21 protein-coding genes are annotated in these 20407 nt (G+C 50.3%); 11 read left to right on the top strand and 10 right to left on the bottom strand.

Annotation, left to right across the window (positions count from 1 at the left end; genetic code table 11):
- Nucleotides 1-74 precede the first annotated feature (74 nt).
- The 7 genes from nqrF to bolA form a co-directional block, all read right to left on the bottom strand.
- Nucleotides 75-1298 carry an NADH:ubiquinone reductase (Na(+)-transporting) subunit F gene (gene nqrF / locus Q4491_RS10325; RefSeq protein ID WP_192014647.1) on the bottom strand — a complete coding sequence of 408 codons (1224 nt, stop codon included), beginning with the start codon at nucleotides 1296-1298 and terminating at the stop codon, nucleotides 75-77.
- Between the two features lie 22 nt (nucleotides 1299-1320).
- Nucleotides 1321-1917, bottom strand: coding sequence for an NADH:ubiquinone reductase (Na(+)-transporting) subunit E (gene nqrE / locus Q4491_RS10330; RefSeq protein WP_192014646.1), 597 nt, complete (start codon nucleotides 1915-1917; stop codon nucleotides 1321-1323).
- 7 nt (nucleotides 1918-1924) lie between these two features.
- Entirely contained in the window at nucleotides 1925-2557 is a 633-nt protein-coding gene (locus Q4491_RS10335) for an NADH:ubiquinone reductase (Na(+)-transporting) subunit D (RefSeq protein ID WP_192014645.1), read from the bottom strand.
- Nucleotides 2550-3341, bottom strand: coding sequence for a Na(+)-translocating NADH-quinone reductase subunit C (locus tag Q4491_RS10340; protein ID WP_192014644.1), 792 nt, complete (start codon nucleotides 3339-3341; stop codon nucleotides 2550-2552). Before Q4491_RS10340 ends, Q4491_RS10335 begins: the two co-directional genes overlap by 8 nt.
- Nucleotides 3331-4575, bottom strand: coding sequence for an NADH:ubiquinone reductase (Na(+)-transporting) subunit B (locus Q4491_RS10345; RefSeq protein WP_192014643.1), 1245 nt, complete (start codon nucleotides 4573-4575; stop codon nucleotides 3331-3333). The genes Q4491_RS10340 and Q4491_RS10345 overlap by 11 nt, the downstream gene beginning before the upstream one ends.
- Nucleotides 4576-4578: 3 nt before the next feature.
- Nucleotides 4579-5919, bottom strand: a complete 1341-nt coding sequence (locus Q4491_RS10350) for a Na(+)-translocating NADH-quinone reductase subunit A (protein WP_218383804.1) — start codon at nucleotides 5917-5919, stop codon at nucleotides 4579-4581.
- A 726-nt stretch (nucleotides 5920-6645) separates the two neighbouring features.
- On the bottom strand, nucleotides 6646-6957 hold the full coding sequence (bolA, locus tag Q4491_RS10355; RefSeq protein WP_161445517.1) for a transcriptional regulator BolA: 312 nt from the start codon (nucleotides 6955-6957) through the stop codon (nucleotides 6646-6648).
- Nucleotides 6958-7140: 183 nt separating this feature from the next.
- Here bolA and Q4491_RS10360 point away from each other — a divergent pair, with 183 nt between their 5' ends.
- The 9 genes from Q4491_RS10360 (at nucleotide 7141) to Q4491_RS10400 (ending at nucleotide 15331) form a co-directional block, all read left to right on the top strand.
- A complete protein-coding gene (locus tag Q4491_RS10360; RefSeq protein WP_218383806.1) occupies nucleotides 7141-8283 on the top strand; it encodes a methyltransferase in 1143 nt (380 codons plus the stop codon).
- A gap of 57 nt (nucleotides 8284-8340) precedes the next feature.
- Entirely contained in the window at nucleotides 8341-8910 is a 570-nt protein-coding gene (locus Q4491_RS10365) for a YajG family lipoprotein (protein ID WP_237794767.1), read from the top strand.
- Nucleotides 8910-9464, top strand: a complete 555-nt coding sequence (locus Q4491_RS10370; protein ID WP_303457265.1) for a peptidylprolyl isomerase — start codon at nucleotides 8910-8912, stop codon at nucleotides 9462-9464. The genes Q4491_RS10365 and Q4491_RS10370 overlap by 1 nt, the downstream gene beginning before the upstream one ends.
- A gap of 42 nt (nucleotides 9465-9506) precedes the next feature.
- On the top strand, nucleotides 9507-9869 hold the full coding sequence (locus Q4491_RS10375) for a hypothetical protein (RefSeq protein WP_192014638.1): 363 nt from the start codon (nucleotides 9507-9509) through the stop codon (nucleotides 9867-9869).
- Between the two features lie 126 nt (nucleotides 9870-9995).
- Nucleotides 9996-11360 (top strand): MFS transporter, encoded by a 1365-nt coding sequence (locus Q4491_RS10380; RefSeq protein ID WP_303457270.1) that lies wholly within the window; start codon nucleotides 9996-9998, stop codon nucleotides 11358-11360.
- Nucleotides 11361-11762: 402 nt separating this feature from the next.
- Nucleotides 11763-12584: an outer membrane protein OmpK gene (locus Q4491_RS10385; protein WP_303457273.1), complete on the top strand. Its 822-nt coding sequence runs from the start codon at nucleotides 11763-11765 to the stop codon at nucleotides 12582-12584.
- 307 nt (nucleotides 12585-12891) lie between these two features.
- Complete coding sequence (locus Q4491_RS10390) at nucleotides 12892-13704, top strand: outer membrane protein OmpK (protein WP_218383809.1); 813 nt, start codon at nucleotides 12892-12894, stop codon at nucleotides 13702-13704.
- Nucleotides 13705-13809: 105 nt separating this feature from the next.
- The gene (gene panE / locus Q4491_RS10395) at nucleotides 13810-14709 is read left to right on the top strand and encodes a 2-dehydropantoate 2-reductase (RefSeq protein WP_303457277.1); all 900 of its coding nucleotides are present in this window, start codon (nucleotides 13810-13812) and stop codon (nucleotides 14707-14709) included.
- A complete protein-coding gene (locus Q4491_RS10400; RefSeq protein ID WP_218383811.1) occupies nucleotides 14702-15331 on the top strand; it encodes a DJ-1 family glyoxalase III in 630 nt (209 codons plus the stop codon). Before panE ends, Q4491_RS10400 begins: the two co-directional genes overlap by 8 nt.
- A 193-nt stretch (nucleotides 15332-15524) precedes the next feature.
- Here Q4491_RS10400 and thiI read toward each other — a convergent pair whose 3' ends face one another.
- From thiI to pomA, 3 genes are all read right to left on the bottom strand, one after another.
- Nucleotides 15525-16973: a tRNA uracil 4-sulfurtransferase ThiI gene (thiI, locus tag Q4491_RS10405; RefSeq protein WP_192014632.1), complete on the bottom strand. Its 1449-nt coding sequence runs from the start codon at nucleotides 16971-16973 to the stop codon at nucleotides 15525-15527.
- A 203-nt stretch (nucleotides 16974-17176) separates the two neighbouring features.
- Nucleotides 17177-18118 carry a flagellar motor protein MotB gene (locus tag Q4491_RS10410; protein ID WP_192014631.1) on the bottom strand — a complete coding sequence of 314 codons (942 nt, stop codon included), beginning with the start codon at nucleotides 18116-18118 and terminating at the stop codon, nucleotides 17177-17179.
- Between the two features lie 11 nt (nucleotides 18119-18129).
- A complete protein-coding gene (gene pomA, locus Q4491_RS10415; protein ID WP_303457286.1) occupies nucleotides 18130-18891 on the bottom strand; it encodes a flagellar motor protein PomA in 762 nt (253 codons plus the stop codon).
- 374 nt (nucleotides 18892-19265) lie between these two features.
- Here pomA and xseB point away from each other — a divergent pair, with 374 nt between their 5' ends.
- Together xseB and ispA are read left to right on the top strand one after the other, a co-directional pair.
- Nucleotides 19266-19508 (top strand): exodeoxyribonuclease VII small subunit, encoded by a 243-nt coding sequence (gene xseB / locus Q4491_RS10420; RefSeq protein ID WP_192014629.1) that lies wholly within the window; start codon nucleotides 19266-19268, stop codon nucleotides 19506-19508.
- Complete coding sequence (gene ispA / locus Q4491_RS10425; RefSeq protein ID WP_192014628.1) at nucleotides 19501-20397, top strand: (2E,6E)-farnesyl diphosphate synthase; 897 nt, start codon at nucleotides 19501-19503, stop codon at nucleotides 20395-20397. The genes xseB and ispA overlap by 8 nt, the downstream gene beginning before the upstream one ends.
- Nucleotides 20398-20407: the final 10 nt, after the last annotated feature.

Genomic DNA, 20407 nt, shown 5'->3' on the forward strand with positions numbered 1-20407 from the left:
AATTTATGCAGGGCTTGACGAAAAATGGCTGATCCCAAGGGATCAGCCATTTTAAAGGAAGACCTCAGGCAGGATTAGCCACCAAAGTCATCCAGCAGGATGTTTTCGTCTTCAACACCCAAGTCTTTCAGCATACTGATAACAGCAGCGTTCATCATCGGTGGACCACACATATAGTATTCGCAGTCTTCCGGTGCATCATGATCTTTCAGGTAGTTTTCATAAAGCACATTATGGATGAAGCCGGTGTAACCGTCCCAGTTATCCTCTGGCAGAGGATCAGACAGGGCGCAGTACCACTTAAAGTTATCGTTTTCGTTCTGCAGCATATCGAAATCTTCCACATAGAACATTTCACGCTTAGAACGAGCACCATACCAGAAAGTCATCTTACGCTTAGACTGCAAACGTTTCAGCTGGTCAAAGATGTGTGAACGCATAGGTGCCATACCTGCACCACCGCCGATAAACACCATCTCAGCATCGGTATCTTTCGCGAAGAATTCACCAAACGGACCAGAGATAGTCACCTTATCACCTTCTTTCAGTGACCAGATATACGAAGACATGATACCTGGTGGCACGTCCGGGTTACGAGGTGGCGGCGTAGCGATACGCACGTTCAGCATAATAATGCCTTCCTCTTCCGGATAGTTCGCCATCGAGTAAGCACGAATTGTTTCTTCGTTAACCTTTGACTCGTATCGGAACAGGTTGAACTTGTCCCAGTCTTCACGGAATTTCTCAGGTACGTCGTAATCAGCATACTTAACATGGTGTGGTGGCGCTTCAATCTGAATATAACCACCAGCACGGAATGGTACTGACTCACCGTCTGGAATGCCCAGCTTCAGCTCTTTGATGAAGGTCGCTTTATTATCATTAGAGATAACAGAGCAATCCCACTTTTTAACACCAAAGATTTCTTCCGGCAGTTCGATGTCCATGTCGGCTTTCACGTTAACCTGGCAAGACAGACGCTCACCTTCACGTGCTTCACCTTTAGTGATGTGATCCAGTTCCGTTGGCAGAATATCGCCGCCACCAGATTTGATTTTCACGCGGCACTGACCGCATGAACCACCACCACCACAAGCAGAAGAGACAAAGATGCCGCTGCCTGCCAGTGCGCCCAAAAGTTTACCACCCGCAGGGGTCGTGATTGCTTTTTCCGGGTCGTTATTGATTGAGATAGTAATGTCACCAGATGGTACCAGCTTGGATTTAGCGAACAGAATCACTAATACCAGAGCCAGGATAATCAAGGTGAACATAACTACGCCAAGAATAATATCCATGAATTATTCCTTATTATCCTGATTACAGCTGTACACCGGAGAAGGACATGAAGCCCAACGCCATGAGACCTACAGAGATGAAAGTGATACCCAGGCCACGCAGACCGGCAGGTACGTCAGAATACTTCATCTTCTCGCGAATACCCGCCAGGGCAACGATAGCCAGCATCCAGCCCACACCAGAGCCAAAGCCGTATACCACAGACTCCGCGAAGTTGTAGTCACGCTGTACCATGAAAGATACGCCACCGAAGATTGCACAGTTAACGGTGATCAGCGGCAGGAAAATACCCAGCGCGTTGTACAGCGGCGGGAAGAAACGGTCCAGAATCATTTCCAGAATCTGTACCAGTGCCGCGATAACACCGATAAAAGTGATAAAGTTCAGGAACGTCAGGTCAACGCCCTCAACAATGGCGCCGTCTTTCAGCAACAGGTTATAAACCAGATTGTTCATCGGCACTGCAATTGTCAGTACCACTGTTACTGCAATACCCAGACCAAAAGACGTTTTGACTTTCTTAGAGACTGCCAGGAATGTACACATCCCCAGGAAGAAAGACAGTGCCATGTTCTCGATGAAAATCGAGCGAACCAGCAAGCTAATATAATGTTCCATGTTTCCCTTACTCCTTCGCTTCTACTTGATCCGGACGTAAAGTACGGATTGTCCAGATCATAAAGCCAATCAGGAAGAAGGCAGACGGTGCCAATAGCATGATACCGTTTGGCTGATACCAGCCACCTTCAGAAATCAGCGGCAGTACCTGAACACCGAAGATGCTACCTGAGCCTAGTAGCTCACGGAAGAAGCCCACTGTCAGCAGTACGAAGCCATACCCCAGACCGTTACCAATACCATCCAACAGAGATGGCAATGGGGCCGATTTCATTGCATAGGCTTCTGCACGTCCCATAACGATACAGTTGGTGATGATCAGACCAACGAATACAGACAGCTGCTTAGAGATGTCGTAAACGAATGCTTTCAGCACCTGGTCAACCACGATTACCAACGAGGCAATAATCGCCATCTGAGCGATAATACGTACGCTGTTAGGGATTTGGTTACGCACCAGAGACACAAAGAAGTTGGAAAATGCAGTAACGAAGGTCACAGCCAGCGCCATTACGAACGCAGTTTCCAGTTTAGTGGTTACAGCCAGCGCTGAGCACACACCCAGTACCTGTAAGGCGATCGGGTTATTGCTAACGATCGGCCCTAACAGGACTTTTTTCATTTCTTTAGTATCAGCCATTGTTCAGGCCTCCATTGCGCACTTTAGCCAGGAACGGACCGAAGCCGTTGTCACCTAACCAGAACTGGAAGGTGTTCTGAACGCCATTACTCGTCAGCGTTGCACCAGACAGGCCGTCGATACCATGAATATCACCTTCCGGCGCGCCGCCTTTCACAACGCGGATGGCAGGTTCGAAGTTATCATCAAGCAGCTTCTTGCCTTCCCACTGTGCACGCCATTTCGGGTTAACGACTTCACCACCCAGACCAGCGGTTTCACCCTGTTCATAGTAAGCGATGCCAGACACGGTGTTGCCGTCGGTTTCAACTGCAACAAATGCGTACATCATGGACCAAAGTCCTTTACCATTAACTGGCAGAATCAGCTTCTGAACCTGACCGTTTTCATCTTTTACCAGATACACTTTGGCAACGTTCGCACGACGAATCAGTTTCGCCGGATCAGCAGCCGGATCCAGTTTCACAGAAAGAGCCGGCGTTTTTGATGCGTCACGCTGGTCATACTCTGCTGGTGATTCACCTTCGACAGACTCGACGAAGTTACCGGATTTCAGTTCAACCAGTTTTGGTTCAATGAACTTGTTATACGTGTCTGGAACATTCACACCCTCTTGCAGCAGGCCAGCTACAGACAGGATATTGCGCTGAACATCCAGCTTAGCGTTCGCTTGCTGCATCGGGCGCAGCATGACTGCTGCTGTTGATACCACGATAGAGCACACCAGGCTCAGGACAACAACAACAATCAGCGTTTTCTTAAAGCTATCATTCTTATTTGACATGACGAGCCAGTCTCCGTTTGATGTTGCCTTGAATTACTGCATGGTCAAACAGCGGTGCAAACAGGTTTGCGAATAGAATCGCCAGCATCATGCCTTCCGGGAACGCAGGGTTAACCACACGTACCATCACAGCCATCACGCCAATCAGTGCACCGTACCACCACTTACCTTTATTGGTAAAAGCAGCAGAAACCGGATCGGTTGCCATGAACATCATACCGAAGGCAAAGCCACCCAGTACCAGATGCCAGTGCCAAGGCATAGCGAACATTGCGTTGGTATCGGAACCAATGATGTTAAACAGTGTTGCGGCAGCAACCATACCTATCATGGTACCGGCAATAATGCGCCAGGACGCAATGCCCAGATACACAATGAAAGCACCGCCGATCAGAATGAACAGAGTCGACACTTCACCGATGGAACCAGGAATGCGTCCAATGAAAGCATCCATCCAGCTCACAGCTTCACCTGTGATAGTGTTAACCACTGCTGTCTGGCCACCGGTTGCCCACTGGCTCAATGCCGTTGCACCAGAGAAACCATCAGCGGCAGTCCACACCAGATCGCCTGAGATCTGCGCCGGGTAAGCGAAGAACAGGAAGGCACGACCGGCAAGAGCCGGGTTCAGGAAGTTACGACCTGTACCGCCAAAGATCTCTTTCGCCACGACCACACCAAAGGTAATACCCAGTGCAGCCTGCCACAGAGGCAGTGTTGGCGGAACGATCAGCGCAAACAGAATCGAAGTCACGAAGAAACCTTCGTTCACTTCGTGCTTACGCACCATACAGAACAGTACTTCCCAGAAGCCACCAACGATAAATACCGTGGCATAGATAGGCAGGAAGTATGTCGCACCCAGCAGCATTTTACTGCCCCAGCCGGCGTCAGCACCTAAGGTGCCGCCCAGAGACTCGGTCAGCCAGTAATGCCAGTCACCACTGATAATGGCAGCCAGCTGATCACCTGCATACAGGTGGTTCAGGGCAAACACTGCCTGATGACCTACGTTGTACATACCCCAGAACATGGCAGGGAATACGGCCAACCAGACCATAATCATGATACGTTTCAGGTCGATACTGTCACGCACATGTGAACCGGTACGGGTTACAATACCTGGGGTGTACAGCACGGTGGCGACTGCTTCATACAGTGCAAACCATTTCTCATGCTTACCACCTGGCTCAAAGTGGTGTTCGATCTGCTCGAGGTAATTCTTGAGGCTCATGAATTATCCTTCCTTCTCAATCTTGTCCAGGCATGCACGCAGCATTGGACCGTACTCATACTTACCTGGGCACACGAAGGTACACAGTGCCAGATCTTCTTCATCCAGCTCCAACGCACCCAACTGCTGGGCACTGTCAGTATCGCCGGCGCACAGATCACGCAATAGCAGTGTAGGCTCGATGTCCAGCGGCATGACACGCTCATAGTTACCGATTGGCACCATGGAACGCTCACTACCATTGGTAGTGGTTGTCATGTTGTACAGCTGGCCTGGGAAAAATTGGCTAAAGAAAGCACGTGTTACAGAGAATTTGTTCTTACCAGGAACGATCCAGCCCATGAACTCTTTCTCACGACCTTCACGCAGCGCAGAAATCTGCAGGTGGTAACGGCCGAGATAAGCATGAGGGCCAGTCGCCGGAATGCCATTCAGGACAGAACCTGACAGCACACGCAGTTCACCGGTTAACAGCTCAGATTCAGTCAACTGCTCGACAGACGCACCGATAACAGTACGAACCAGACGAGGGTTGTTAACGGCAGGACCTGCCAGAGAAACAACACGCTGAGTGTACAGCTCACCAGTCAGGAATAACTGACCGAAAGCAATCACATCCTGATAGTTCAGGTGCCATGCAACATTATGAGCGTCAGCACCGAACAAAGTATGGATGTGCGTACCTACCAGACCGGCAGGGTGCGGTCCGTTAAATACGTGCTCTTCAACATTGGCTTCGCTGCTGCGCGGCAGGCTTGCACCTGACTTACACACATACACCTTGCCACCGGTCAGACGAGACAGAAGCGACAGACCAGCAACAAAGGCTTCGCCTTGTTCGTTGATAATCACTTCTGGGTTGGCTGCCAATGGGTTGGAATCCATCGCATTGACAAAAATCGCCTGTGTTTCAGAATCGATCGCTGGGACCTTGCTGAATGGACGGGTACGTAACGCTGTCCACATACCAGACTCAACCAGCTGCTCTACAATCACAGAGCGATCCAGTTGAGCCAGCCCAGCTTTGTCATAGCGGTTAAAGGTGATTTGATCATCGCCTTCAACATCAATGACAACAGACTGAAGCACACGCTTAGCTCCACGGTTGACTTCCACAACCTTGCCACTGGCTGGAGCAGTAAATTTAACGCCTGGGTTCTTCTTATCTTCGAAGAGCACCTGACCTTTTTTTACTGCATCCCCTACGCGGACATGCATGGTTGGACGCATACCCACGTATTCTTCGCCAAGCAAGGCGACTCGAGAGATGGACTTACCATCATTTATCGCCTGGGTAGGAGTCCCTGCAATTGGGATATCCAGCCCCTTCTTTATTGTAATCATACGCACTTGCACTACATTAACGGGAAAAAGAACTTGTTATTGCGCAACTTAGACACGACTTTCCTTGGTCCGAGGCCGGTTTTCCAGCAACCAGCGCCGCAACATCCTATTAACTCTTCCATCACACATTAAGATGACGAGTTTTTTCGAGGGCCGGATTTTAGCATTAATCAACAGGTTTTTACTATGGCAAACCTCGCTAATCGAACTGAAATTCAGCGATAGCTGATGTGCTAATAATCACGAGAACAGATAAATTTGACCCAACGCACACTTGCGCTGAATCTTCTGCTTGTCGCCTCGAAAATTGTATTTTTCTGCTATTTACAAATTGGTATCAAAACGTCAACACCAAAGGACAGTCGGTAAAACTAACGCATTCGATGGTCATAAAACAGTAAAATTCGACGCAAAACCGCATCGAATTTGCAACATATGTTTTCATCCGGCAGCTAAGGCATCACCGAACATTTCACCACATTCGGGACTCATTATAGTCGCCTGAAATGAGAATAGGCTTGCTAACTAAGCAGCCCTGCGCCACAAGACCAGCAGCGGGACAATCACAGGACACTCTGTGACTTAACGGTGCGTATACTACGCCATGCCTCAATTATTGATGACTATCAACTTCAAACTTCGGACTGTAAAAAACCGCAACAAGATGCGGTTTTTGATCAACGAGCGATTCACCACTGTTCAATCACTTGATGTAGTCATCATATCTTAACCAAACTTACTACCACCCAAACAAGCGGGAGAAGCCGGTGCAGACTGCTGCGCCTGCCATTCATCCGGTGTGTAAGTGTGAATCGCCAGCGCATGAATGTGATTGGCCAGCTCATCTGCCAGTACTGTATTAATTGCTCTATGGCGACCAATCAGACGCTGACCTTCAAATTCATTACTGACCACTATCACTTTAAAATGACTTTCTGCGCCTTCTGGCACATTATGCATATAGCTTTCATTGTGCACTTCCAGATGGGTCGGTGACAATGCGGCTTGCAGTTTCTGTTCAATGCGTTCCTGGATCATATGGCCTCCTGACGCTGGCATGCTAGGTGTCTGTGCAAGAGTAGCGAATGAAAATTCGGCGATATCCTGAAAATCGCTGTGTTATGCTCACCATAACAACACACTTCTCACTGTTAGTCTTTGCAGCTACGTCAGCATCTGCGAAAATATTCAACCCGACAACATACCCTAAAGATAGCCTGAATGAAACCTGAGCTCACCCTGCACGGCCAGACCCTGCAACTGAACCGATACCCGATTCGTCAAAATGAAACTTTGCAAGCCTGGGATGCGGCGGATGAATACCTGATCAACCAGGTTGAAGACATGAAGCAGAAGCAGGCGCTCACTCTGGATGCTGAGCGCCCCGTTTTGATCATGAATGACAGCTTTGGTGCCTTAGCATGCTGGTTCGCCCGCCAGGGACAGACGGTATCTGTTGGTGACTCATACATTGCAAGAACGGCCAGCCAGCACAATCTGGCCGCAAACACGCTACCGGACGTCAAATTCGCTGACTGCCTGGCTCCTGTGCCACCCCAGACCCAGCTGGTACTGCTGAAGCTGCCCAAAAATAACCGGCTGCTCATCTGGCAGCTTACCCAGCTTTGTGCCGCTTTACCTGAAGACTGTGTGGTGATTGCTGCCGCTAAAGCCAGGGACATACATTCCTCCACACTCAAACTGTTCGAGAAACATCTGGGCCCGACCAGTACGTCACTGGCAATGAAAAAAGCACGACTGATTTTCTGTCAGCCGGATAAAAATCTGGCGACATCGCTGCCGGAAACCCAGCGCTGGGAGGTACCTGAGTACAAACTCACCTTAACCAACCATGCCAATGTGTTTTCTGGTGAAAGTCTCGACATCGGGGCCAGATTATTGCTGGAGCATATCCCTCAGGATCAGGCACTGAAGCACATTATCGACTTAGGGTGCGGAAACGGGGTCATTGGCTTGCAGGCAGCCAGGCTCAATCCACAAGCAACAGTGACTTGTGTCGATGAAAGTTACATGGCCGTGGCGTCTTGCCGGGAAAATGCTGACCTGAATCTGACTAACCCGGCTCAACTCGAGGCTAAAGTAGATAACTGCCTGGAAAGTATGGCAAATAGCAACGCAGACCTGGTGTTATGCAACCCACCTTTCCACCAGCAAAATACCATTACCGATCATATTGCCTGGCAAATGTTCTGTGATGCAAAGCAAAGCCTAAGGCAACATGGACGTTTGATTGTGATCGGTAATCGTCATCTTGGCTATGATGGAAAGCTTAAGCGCCTGTTTGCTAAAGTACATAAAATTGCTCAGAACCATAAATTTGTGGTTTATCAAGCTGAAAAATAAGCCCATAATTTTGCTCATTGCGGCTGACGACAGCCAGTTTAATAAGGAACAAACCGGATGAAACCCTTCATTTTCGCCGTATCACTGCTGGCGCTGACTGCCTGTACGGCACCGACTGACTCCCAGCTTTCTATCCAACCCTCCCCTTCTCTGGCCAAACAATCAGACCTGGAGGGGCAAAACCTGACCCTTGAAAGCCGCGACCTGCGCACCGCCCAGTTCGTTGCAGTGGTAGATAACGGCAATCAAAACGTTCACCCCTTGCACGCGAAAGAAAACCTGCGCCTGACATTACAAGACGCACTTTCTCGTCAGTTGACCTCTCAGGGCCTTCAAATTGGTCACGAAAGCCAGAACACAATGCGACTGGATATTCTTGAAGCCATAGTCAATGTCAAGCAGAGCGCCTTCAGCCACACCCTGAACAGCAAGTTGCAGCTGCAGCTGGTTCTGACAACCCCCAACGGAAAATTCATCAAACGTTATGCGGGTAAATCATCCCGGGAAGGCGCGATGACAGCGTCAACGGAGTCAATGGAAGTGGCGATGACGGGTCTGATGGATGCTGTACTTCGTGACATCCAGTCTGATACTGAACTGAACAGCTACATGGAGGAAAACCTGTAATGCGACATTTTATCACTGCCACCCTGCTGGCACTCTCGTTTTCAGCCTCTGCCGCCACTCAGGTTGCCATTGAAACCAGTCTGGGCGAATTTGTGGTTGAGCTGAATGAAGAGCAAGCGCCAGTCACCACCAAAAACTTCCTGCGCTATATCGAAGACGGCAGCTATGTGGGCACCATTTTCCACCGGGTTATTCCGGGATTCATGGCGCAAGGCGGTGGATTTGATGCCGATTTACAGCAGCGCCCGAGTTACGAGCCTATCAAGAATGAATCAGATAACGGCCTGAGCAACCAAAGAGCCACCCTAGCAATGGCGCGGACACAAGTGGCCGATTCAGCCACTCGTCAGTTCTACATCAATTACCAGAACAATACCTTTCTTGACGGCCGCTCGGGCAAGCCGGGTTATGCGGTGTTCGGAAAAGTTGTGAAAGGGTTCTCAGTTATTGAAAAAATGGCCGCGATTCCTACAACAACAGTCCGCTCAATAGGCATGAAAGATGTGCCTCAGCAGCCTATAGTTATTAAAGCTATTAACCTAATCAACAAGTAGATTGACGCCCCTGGCCGTTAATCTTCGGCCAGGGTGGTGCCTATGCTCAAACTTGTTTCCTCAATGCCGGATGTGCCGACAGAACAAATTGCCAGTCACATTACTGATTACGCGCCCGCTCTGGCTGTTTCTATGCTGGGCACCATTAATGGTGATACCAGCTACGACTCCTTAAAAAAAACCTGCACAGAGCATCTGCATGACTGGTGGCTGCTGTCGATCCCCAGCGGTACGCCTGACAATACCTATGAGTCCGTGTACTGGTATCTGCTGCATCTGATGGAGTCGCTGGAAGAACACCAGTTGCTGGGCAACTGCTTTATCCAGTTTCGTGTCACTGCCGGCGCTAAATTCCTGCTGGGTATCGGTGAAGCACCCGACAAAATGCAGGGCATTCGCCCCTAAAGCAGTACTTTGCCCCCAAACTCACCACACTTTGACTTTCCGATGGTTTTTCTCACCCGCGCTTGCTGTTACCTTATAGCGCTAAATCTGGAACCAGATAGTAATCAGTAGCAGAGGCCACTCCACATGGAGCATACCGTCGACGATCGCCCGAACACCGGGTGGCGCGTATATCTCGAAAAAAAAGTTCTCATCATGCTGGCACTCGGATTTTCGTCCGGTCTGCCCATTTTGCTGGTTTTTGGTACCCTGTCATTCTGGCTGCGTGAAGCAGAAGTCAGCCGTACTGACATTGGCTATTTCAGCTGGGTCGCGCTCGCATACGGCTTTAAATGGATATGGTCACCACTGATAGACCGCTTCCCCGTACCTGTACTGTCCAGCTTATTGGGTCGTCGCCGTGGCTGGATGGTGTTCTCGCAACTGCTGATCATCGCCTCACTGTGCGGTATGGCGCTAAGTAATCCGCAGATTGATTTATACCAGTTAGCGGTATTTGCTGTGATAGTGGCGTTTTCTTCCGCGTCGCAGGACATAGTGATTGATGCTTACCGGATAGAACTGGCAACGGAACGCTTGCAGGCCGCGCTGGCTGCCGCTTATATGACAGGCTACCGACTGGCCATGATCATGGCTGGCGCTGGCGCGCTGGCTTTTGCCGCTTTATTTGGTTCAGACACCGGCTATGACCCTATCGGCTGGAAAACTGCCTATTTCATCATGGCCGGCTTTATGGCCGTCGGCCTGATCACCGCGCTTTGCATTCATGAACCAGCACGTAACGGCAAAGAAATGGATGCGCTGGAAGCGGAGATCCGCCAAAGACTGGCAGCCGGGAACATGCCGCACTGGCTGGCCCGTATGTGTGCCTGGTTTTATACCTCTGCGATCATGCCTTTTATCGATTTCTTCTCGCGCTATGGGAGAGCCGGCCTGCTGCTGCTGGCGCTGATCGGCTGTTACCGTATCTCAGATGTCGTCATGGGCGTGATGGCCAATGCTTTCTATGTCGATATGGGGTTCAGCAAAACCGAAGTAGCTTCTGTCTCGAAAATATACGGCGTAATCATGACACTGGCTGGTGCGGGCCTGGGCGGCATATTAATTTACCGCTATAACACGCTGCGGATTCTGGCTCTGGGCGCTGTGCTGGCCGCATTCACTAACCTGCTGTTTATGGCCTTTACCTATATCGGCAACAGCCTGCCTATGCTGACTTTGGTGATCTCGATTGATAACCTGAGTGCGGGCATTGCCACCGCTGCCTTTATTGCCTTTATGTCCGGCCTGACCAACGTGGCGTTCTCCGCTACCCAATATGCCCTTTTCAGCTCCATCATGTTGCTGTTCCCGAAATTTCTTGCCGGTTTTTCAGGCCTGTTTGTTGATCACTGGGGCTATAACATGTTCTTTTTGAGTACCGCATTGATCGGCTTACCTGTACTGATCCTCATCAAAGCGGTGGCGAAATTCGCCCCTCATCAGAACTAAATAACCTTGTCCGGGAACTTTATCTGGCCTGAGTGTTCCAACATGTCAGGCCAGCCAGATAGCTTGCCCACCTCCCCCCCTCTGTTTCTATATCTGTTGATAATTCTGACTCTCAAGTTGACTTTATTTGATCTCAGTTAACTTTCCCGCATACCAGACATGCGCAATAACTGACCTATTACTCATTTAGATCAGAAAAATTACATCCAATACCGAACAAAAAGAGATCAAAATCACTTTTGATTTTTTTTGCAATCCATTACACAAGATCAAACTCACAATCAAAAAACAACTGGTCTTTTGTTACATTCACATTAGTGACATCAAACAATACACTTCCCGCCATTGATACGGACTGGTCAAAAAAGTCCGGTGTTTTAATTCAATTAGCGAGAGTTGACGATGCGTAAATCCCTTGTTGCACTGAGTGTACTGGCAGCTTCCCTGTCTGCTGCTACAAATGCTGCTGATTACACCGACGGTAATATCCACAAGAACGACTACAAATGGTCTCAGTTCAACCTGATGTACGCATTTGACGAGCTGCCAGGCGAATCCAGCCACGACTATCTGGAAATGGAATTCGGCGGCCGTTCCGGTATCTTCGATCTGTACGGTTATGTCGACATCTTCAACCTGACCAACAGCCCAAGCAGCGATAAAGCAACTGCGCCAAAAATGTTCATGAAGTTTGCGCCACGTGTATCTCTGGATGCACTGACTCACTCTGATCTGTCTTTTGGTCCGGTCCAGGAACTGTACTTTGCTACCCTGTTTAACTGGAACGGCGCAGCAACAACTAACCAAGACGGTTCAGCTAATTTAGGAAGCGTAAACAACTCTTTCTGGGGACTGGGCTCAGACGTGAACGTACCTTGGCTGGGTAAAGTGGGTCTGAACGTCTATGGTCTGTATGACCTGAACAAAAAAGACTGGAACGGTTACCAGATTTCGACCAACTGGTTCAAACCTTTCTATACCCTGGACAACGGCAGCTTCGTGTCTTACCAGGGCTACATTGATTACCAGTTTGAGATGAAAGAAGAGTACTCTTCTGCCAGCAACGGCGGCGTCATGTTCAACGGTATCTACTGGCACTCTGAGCGCTATGCGGTGGGTTACGGCCTGAAAGCCTACAAAGACGTTTATGGTCTGAAAGATGGCGGTTTTGCGGGTAAAACAACTGGTGTAAGCCACTATGTCAGCGTGACTTACAAGTTCTAAGGCTTGCCCTGAGCAACACTCTGAATCCTGCAAAGGCGCCTTCCCGGCGCCTTTGTTTTCGTTCTAACTCCTGAGACGATTTTATTCTCCTGCCAAACCCTCTCATCTGACTGATTTTCTGACTGATTTCTAAAGTTACGATCTGTATCACTCTCCAGGGCACAGATTATTTTCTTACTTCTAAGGCATCCCATCCGCAATCCACTAATCTTTTAAGTTAGACACTGTCTTTCTGTTAAGAAACAAGCCTCTTGACAGAAGTGTTACTAAGCAATGGCAACGATAAACGATAAGTGAGAACGCCAACATGAAACAGACTCGTTTAGCTTTGGCTCTTGGAGCAGCACTGGTATGTCCCGGAACCGCTTTTGCCGCTGACTACACTGACGGCGATATCCATAAAAATGACTATAAATGGTTTCAGTTCAATCTGATGTACGCACTGGAAGAGTATCCCCGTGCACCCAGCGATCCATCCGGTCATGACTATCTGGAAATGGAATTTGGTGGGCGGTCGGGTATTTTTGACCTGTACGGCTATGTGGATTTCTTCGATCTGACAGAAAGCGATGCCAGTGACAAGAAAGACAGACCCAAAATGTTCATGAAGTTTGCACCACGGGTTTCGCTCGATGCATTAACCAAAACCGATCTCTCATTCGGCCCGGTGCAGGAACTCTATTTTGCCACCCTGTTCAACTGGGGAGGCGGTGCGCATGACGTCAATAATTCCTTCTGGGGGATAGGCTCCGATATCATGGTGCCCTGGTTTGGTAAAGTGGGCCTGAATCTGTATGGCTTGTATGATGTCAACGCGAAAGACTGGAACGGCTACCAGATATCCACCAACTGGTTTAAACCCTTCTATACCTTTGATAATGGCTCATTCATTTCCTATCAGGGCTATATTGATTACCAGTTCGGGGCAGATGATGAGTTTAACGGCAATTCCCAGGCCACACATGGCGGGAACTGGTTCAACGGGCTTTACTGGCACTCCGATCGCTTTTCCGTCGGATACGGCCTGAAACTCTTCTATGATGTTTACCTGATTGAAGATTCAGATAGCTTTGAGTCAACCGGCCCATCCCATTATTTCTCTGTCACCTATAAATTCTGAATAACATCCGGTCCGGGTACTCAGGTATCCGGACTTTTGCTTTACCCCTTGATTTCACAGCCGCTACAATAGGCTTCAGTGATCCCTTTCCCAACAGGCAATACCGTGAACATTACCTTAGTCGGCGCTGGCGCCATAGGCAGCCTCTGGGCAGGAGCTCTGGCCAGACAAGGCCACACCGTACACCTTTGGCGCCGCCAGACTGACAGTACCTATACGTTGAACTGGCAAGGTATTGATACGACGAATCTGGACACTTTCACCTTTTGCTGTAACCAGATTGACCAGCTCAGCTGCAGCGATATCGTTCTGATCACAGTAAAAGCCTTTCAGGTCTCCGAGGCAATAAAGAGCATCGCCCCCTGGCTGGACGCCTCAACGCCTGTGATTGTGATGCACAACGGCATGGGTACCGAAAACGAGGTGCTGCAACTGCTGCCAGATAACCCGGTACTGTATGCAACCACCTCACAAGCGGCGTTACGTGTCGACAGCCACAGCGTACGCCATACAGGATCTGGCCCGACCTGGCTGGGCGCAGTGAATGCAGCCGGCAATCAGTGGCAGGCACTGGCCGGAGTGCTGAACACGGCTCTGGCTCCCTGCCAGTGGCATGATGATATTCACTATCCGCAATGGCAGAAACTGGCGATCAATTGCGCCATCAATCCGCTGACGGCCATCCACCAATGCCGCAATGGCGATCTGGCTGCGCCGGATTTTAGTGCCGAACTGACGGCTGTCTGCCGCGAAGTTGCGGCTGTCATGACAGCCGTCGGCTACACCACCAGCGCAGACGCTCTCTGGCAACGTACCCTGACAGTGATCAAAGCCACGGCGGCCAACTACTCATCCATGCAGCAGGATGTTGCCAACCGGCGGCCGACAGAAATCGACGCCATTACCGGCTTTCTGATTGAGCAGGCACACCACTTTCAGCTTGCCACCCCGGCGAACGTCGCCTTGTGGCAACAGATAAAACATTTGGAGCAAAACTATGGCTAACCCACAACAATCCTCAGTCCGGCCCCCCAAAGTGGCGGTCTGTATTGCCCCCGGCAGTGAGGAAATGGAAGTCATCAACACGGTTGATATTCTGATCAGGGCCGGCATGCAAGTCACCATTGCCAGCGTGGCTGAGGATGGGGCACTGGCGATGAAAGGCTCGCGGGGCATTACACTGACAGCGGACTGCCCGCTGGTTGAGATTGCGGATGAACCGTTCGACTGCGTGGTACTGCCCGGCGGGCTGCCTGGCGCAGAATATCTCAGAGACAGCACACTGACGGTTGAATTCATTAAACAGCATAAATACGACGGTAAGCTTGTGGCGGCGATCTGTGCCGCACCTGCTGTGGTGCTGGAACATCACCAGCTGTATCCGGACGCGCTGATGACGGCTCACCCGGCCTTTGTTGATCGTATTCCTGAGCACCGTCGCCGTGAAGGTCGTCGCGTGATGTTTGATGTGAACAATAATCTGCTGACCAGCCAGGCACCGGGCACTTCGCAAGAGTTTGCACTGGAAATCATCACCCTGCTGCTGGGGAAAGCAACAACCGCCAAAGTGGCAGAACCTATGGTGATGTGGCCAAGTATGAGTTATGACGTGCTCGGGAAAAGCTGATCTTCCCTCCCCTTCATAATTCGTAAGAGGAGGGAATATTCGTGGTTTCAGTCATCGCTGTACGATCCCTCCCCCTTTTCAAGGGGGAGGTTAGGAGGGGGTTATCAGGCACAGATGCAAAGTCTAGATCGCCTCACGAACCTCACCCTAGCCCTCCCCTTACCAAGGGGAGGGAACGAAAAGCAATGGAAGATTACGGGCGATAAACCTTCACATTATCGAAACCATTTTCTTTCAGGTACAGGGCCTGTAAGCGGCTCATCACACCGCGAGCGCAATACAGCAGGTAGGTTTTATCCTGAGGTAAATCGCCAAACTGGGTCGCCAGTTTGTAGAACGGCAAATGCTTGATTTCAACCCCTTCGATGTGCAGCGGGCTTTCATCTTCTTCATCCGGGCTGCGGATATCCAGCACTGTGCTGTTGCCGTCAATCTGATCCACCAACTCAATCTCAGGCGCCTGCTCCTGACTTTCTTTTTCGATGTCGCGGATATCAAGGATACGGGCTTCACTCACCACACGATCCAGCACCGCAAAATCAAACTTGGCTTCTTCGGTTTCCAGTTTCTCTTTCACCGCCTTCACGGTCGGGCTTTTCGAAATCACACCACAAAATTCAGGCATGGTCTTGGCAAAGTCTTCCGTACCGATATCACGGGCAATATTGATAATATCTTCTTTGTCCCAGTTGATCAGCGGACGAAGGATCAGCGAATCTGTCACGTTGTCGATATGACGCAGATTGGTCAGTGTCTGACTTGAAACCTGACCCAGTGCTTCGCCGGTCACCAGTGCCTGAATACCAAAACGTTCAGCAACCTGGCCTGCCGCGCGCATGAACATACGCTTGAGCACCACGCCCATCTGGCCGTCATCAACATTTTCCAGGATTTCTGCCACAACAGGTTCAAAATCAATGGCAATGAACTTCACTTTGGCCGAAGAGCCGAATTTCTTCCACAGATAGTGAGCAACCTGCTTCACACCAATTTCGTGTGCCGGACCGCCAAGATTGAAGAAACAGTAATGCACTTTACTGCCGCGCTTGATGTGCAGATAGCTGGACACACCGGAATCGAAACCGCCTGAGATCAGGCTCAATACATCTTCCTGAGTACCCAGCGGGAAGCCACCCAGCCCTTTATGGCGGGCAAGCACCTGGTTGAGTTTCTCGCCGTCCACTTCAATATTGACCGTCACCTGCGGATTTTTCAGTTGCACTTTCGCACTTTCAAAGGCCTGATTCAGACCACCGCCGACGTAACGTTCCAGCTCAATGGAGGTGAAATCGTGTTTACCAACCCGCTTGGCGCGCACACAAAAGGTTTTGCCGTCAAGCTCGTTGCCGACATGGGCCAGAGTCTGCTCGAAGATATCGTGCATATCGGTAAAACCGGTTTGTTTGACTTCCAGCACATGGTGAATCCCAGGCGTCTGGGTCAGTACGGTCAGAACCTGATCACGGAGGCTGTCGTCCTTCACTGTGACATCAATGTAGCTGCGTCGGTTGTACACAGCCACTTGATCAGACAGGCGCTGAAGGATAATGCGGATATTGCACTCCAGGATTTTGGTAAAGCGCTTCCGCACTGATTCACTCTTTACAAAAATCTCTGGATGGGGCTTTACAATAAATTTCATAACATGCTTCGCTTCACAGGGCCTAACTAAAGGCGCGGATTATACAGCAAGCAAGCGGTCGCTGAAATACAAAGGATTATCAGAAAAACGGCGATTGCAGAGATTCACAGACACGCGGTCCATCATGGCTCTTGCCCTCGCCGCCTGATGCGTGTTCGCCCTGTCAGGCGAACGCGCATCATGTCCTTATTCAGATTGTAGGCTTAATTTGACGGGACGGCAGATTCCCCTGCCGGGTCGCTGGTCAGTTCATTGGTAAAATGCGGTTTACCCTGCATGATGGCAATTTCTACCCGGCGGTTACGTTTACGTCCGTCCAGGGTGTCATTGCTGTCCAGCGGCGAGGTATCTGCCAGTCCCAGCACGCGCATCCGGTTATGATCAAAGCCTTGCACTTTTTCCATTTCCTGAGCAACGGACACAGCTCGCTGTGCCGACAAGTCCCAGTTGGAGCGATACAACTCTGAATCCAGACGTTGATTATCAGTATGACCAGAAACGGTAATCACGCCAGGCACGTCTTTGACCAGATCAGCCACCTGGCGCACCAGCGGACGAAATTTGGGTTGCAGAAAAGCCGACCCTTCCGGAAATGCCCCTTTTTCACGAATACGGATCACCACCTGCTGACCCAGGTTTTCAACCTCAATCAGATTTTCCTGTATTTCTCGCTCAAGGGCCGTTTGCAAGACATCAGCCAGTTGCTGCTGAGCTTGGGTCATTTCCGACTGAGTATTCTGGTTCATCTGGGTGGCGGTATGCTCGGAGCGCCCACCAGTCAGCTTACCGGCTTCGCGTTTCGTACCGCCGGCCTTATCCGATTCACCTTCATGAAAGTCCAGCGTCCGCTGCGTCATGTCAATGGTTTGCTGCATGATGACTTCAATCGGGGTGGGCTCAGGCCGCCCCGGTCGGAATTCCTGTGCAATAACACTGGTGCCTTTTGGAATGTCTTTCACCTCCACCATGTTCTGCACACCAAAGGCAAATTTCAGAGAACCTGCAATTTGCTTGAACTTCAGGACGTCCAGCTCAGAAAATGACAACAGCAGCACGAAGAAACACATCAGCAGGGTCGCCAGATCGGCGAACGTTGCCATCCAGGCCGGTGTCCCTTTCTTACAATTGCATTCGGTCTCATCCATCACCAGCCTCCTTATTCATCAACGTCAGTACGGCGTTGTTTTTCATGGAGGTAATTTTTCAGAAAACCGTCAATCACACGCGGATTCTGACCATCCTGTATGGCCAGTACCCCATCAAGAATCAGGCGGCGGTTAAGGCGCTCTTCGTTTTTACGTAATGACAGTTTATCAGCAATAGGAATAGCGACCATGTTGGCCAGGATCGAACCGTATAAGGTGGTTAACAGCGCCACGGCCATAGCCGGGCCGATAGATTTCGGATCGTCCATGTTGGTCAGCATGGCGACCAGTCCCACCAGGGTACCTATCATCCCCATCGCAGGTGAAACTTCACCTAATGAGCTGAAAATACTGACACCCCGTTCATGACGCTCGTTGGTCAGCCCGATGTCTTTTTGCAATGTCGAACGCACTACGTCGGCGTCGTGACCGTCGACAAGTAAATCAATCCCTTTACGCAGGAAGCTGTTATTGACTTCCATTTCTTCCAGCGCCAGAAAGCCGCCTTTACGTGCCGCATCCGCCATTTCAACAATCTTGGCGATCAAATCTTCCGGGTCGTCTGTTTTAAACATGAAGGCTTTGGCCGCAATTTTGGCGGCGCCAAAAAACTGCGACAGGCTGTACTTCATTAATACAACAAATAATGTCCCGCCCAATACAATCAAAATAGAGGGCACATTAAAAAATATATCAAGGCTGCCACCCAGCAGCATCGCCATAATGACAAAAGCAAAGGCACCAACTAAGCCTATGAGGGTTGCCAAATCCACGGATCACTCCTCTGTAATTTTTTCTTATCAACCCAAGTAACATCAAGGATGTCCGGGTTACTCTGGCCAGCTCAAACTGGCGCTATTCTAACTTACTCACCCTGTATCGGCACCTTTGGATTTTGGTTTAGCACTGATTAACCCTTGGTTTTGTGCTCTGCTGGGAAAAACCGAACTTCCGCCTGTCATCTGTGATTGCATTCCTCTTGCAATGGGCGATAGAAAGCAGCACAGGGTATAAAAACCATAAAAATAACACTGTAATGCGCACACTTCCCTGTGCCATAATTTGACCCGGCATAGCCTGTGCGCTATTTTCCCCTCATTTTCGGGCGCACCTCCAAACGCGCTCACAACCCATCAATGGACCGGATATGGCGACTAAAAAACCAGAAAAGATGGCCTTCGAAGAGGCCATGAATGAACTCGATGTGATAGTCAACGAGCTGGAATCCGGTGATATCCCTTTAGAAGACGCGCTGAAAAAATTTGAGCGTGGCATTTCCCTGGCCCGCAACAGCCAGCAAAAACTGACCCAGGCCGAGCAACGGGTCGAGATTTTGCTGCAAGCTGACGACAATGCGCCACTGACGGACTTTGAACCGAGCGATGACTAACAGCCTTTCTCAACAACTGGCCGAGTACGCGGCCCGTAATAATGATCAGCTGGAACACTGGCTGAATCAGTTGCCCTTTACCGATCAGCCTCTGGTTCAGGCGATGAGGCACGGCACCTTGCTGGGCGGAAAGCGTGCCCGGCCTTTCCTGACTTATGTCACAGGCAGCATGCTGGGAGCGGATATCAATGATCTGGATACCCCGGCGGCGGCAGTAGAGTGTATTCATGCCTATTCGCTGATCCATGACGATCTTCCTGCTATGGATGACGACGAACTGCGTCGGGGCAAACCGACCTGTCACATTGCCTTTGATGAAGCCTCTGCCATTCTGGCCGGTGATGCCTTGCAGACACTCGCTTTTGAAATACTGGCTTCTGGCCGGCTGAGTGCCGAGGGCAACAGCCAGCGCATCGCCATGGTTCGCGAATTGGCTCAGGCTGCCGGCGCATCCGGTATGTGTGCCGGACAGATGCTGGATTTAGCTGCAGAGCACAAGCGTGTCGGTCTGGCGCAGCTGGAAACGATACACAGACACAAAACCGGGGCACTGATCCGTTGTGCGGTGCGCCTTGGCGCTCTGGCGGCCGGTGAAAAAGGGGTCGCCATCCTGCCACAGCTGGACAGGTACGCAGAGGCGATTGGCTTGGCCTTTCAGGTTCAGGACGACATTCTGGATGTGATCAGCGATACTCAGACACTGGGGAAACCCCAGGGATCAGATGCCGCTCTGGAAAAAAGCACCTACCCTGCCCTGCTAGGATTAGCAGGCGCACAGGATAAAGCTCGCCAGCTATACCAGGAAGCCCTACACGCCCTGGAAGCTATACCCTACAATACAGATTCATTAGAAGTTTTCGCCCGATACGTTATCGAGCGCAACAACTAAAACAGTATAA

It is taken from the genome of Photobacterium sp. 2_MG-2023, from assembly GCF_030547675.1.
Taxonomy (GTDB): Bacteria; Pseudomonadota; Gammaproteobacteria; order Enterobacterales; family Vibrionaceae; genus Photobacterium; species Photobacterium arenosum.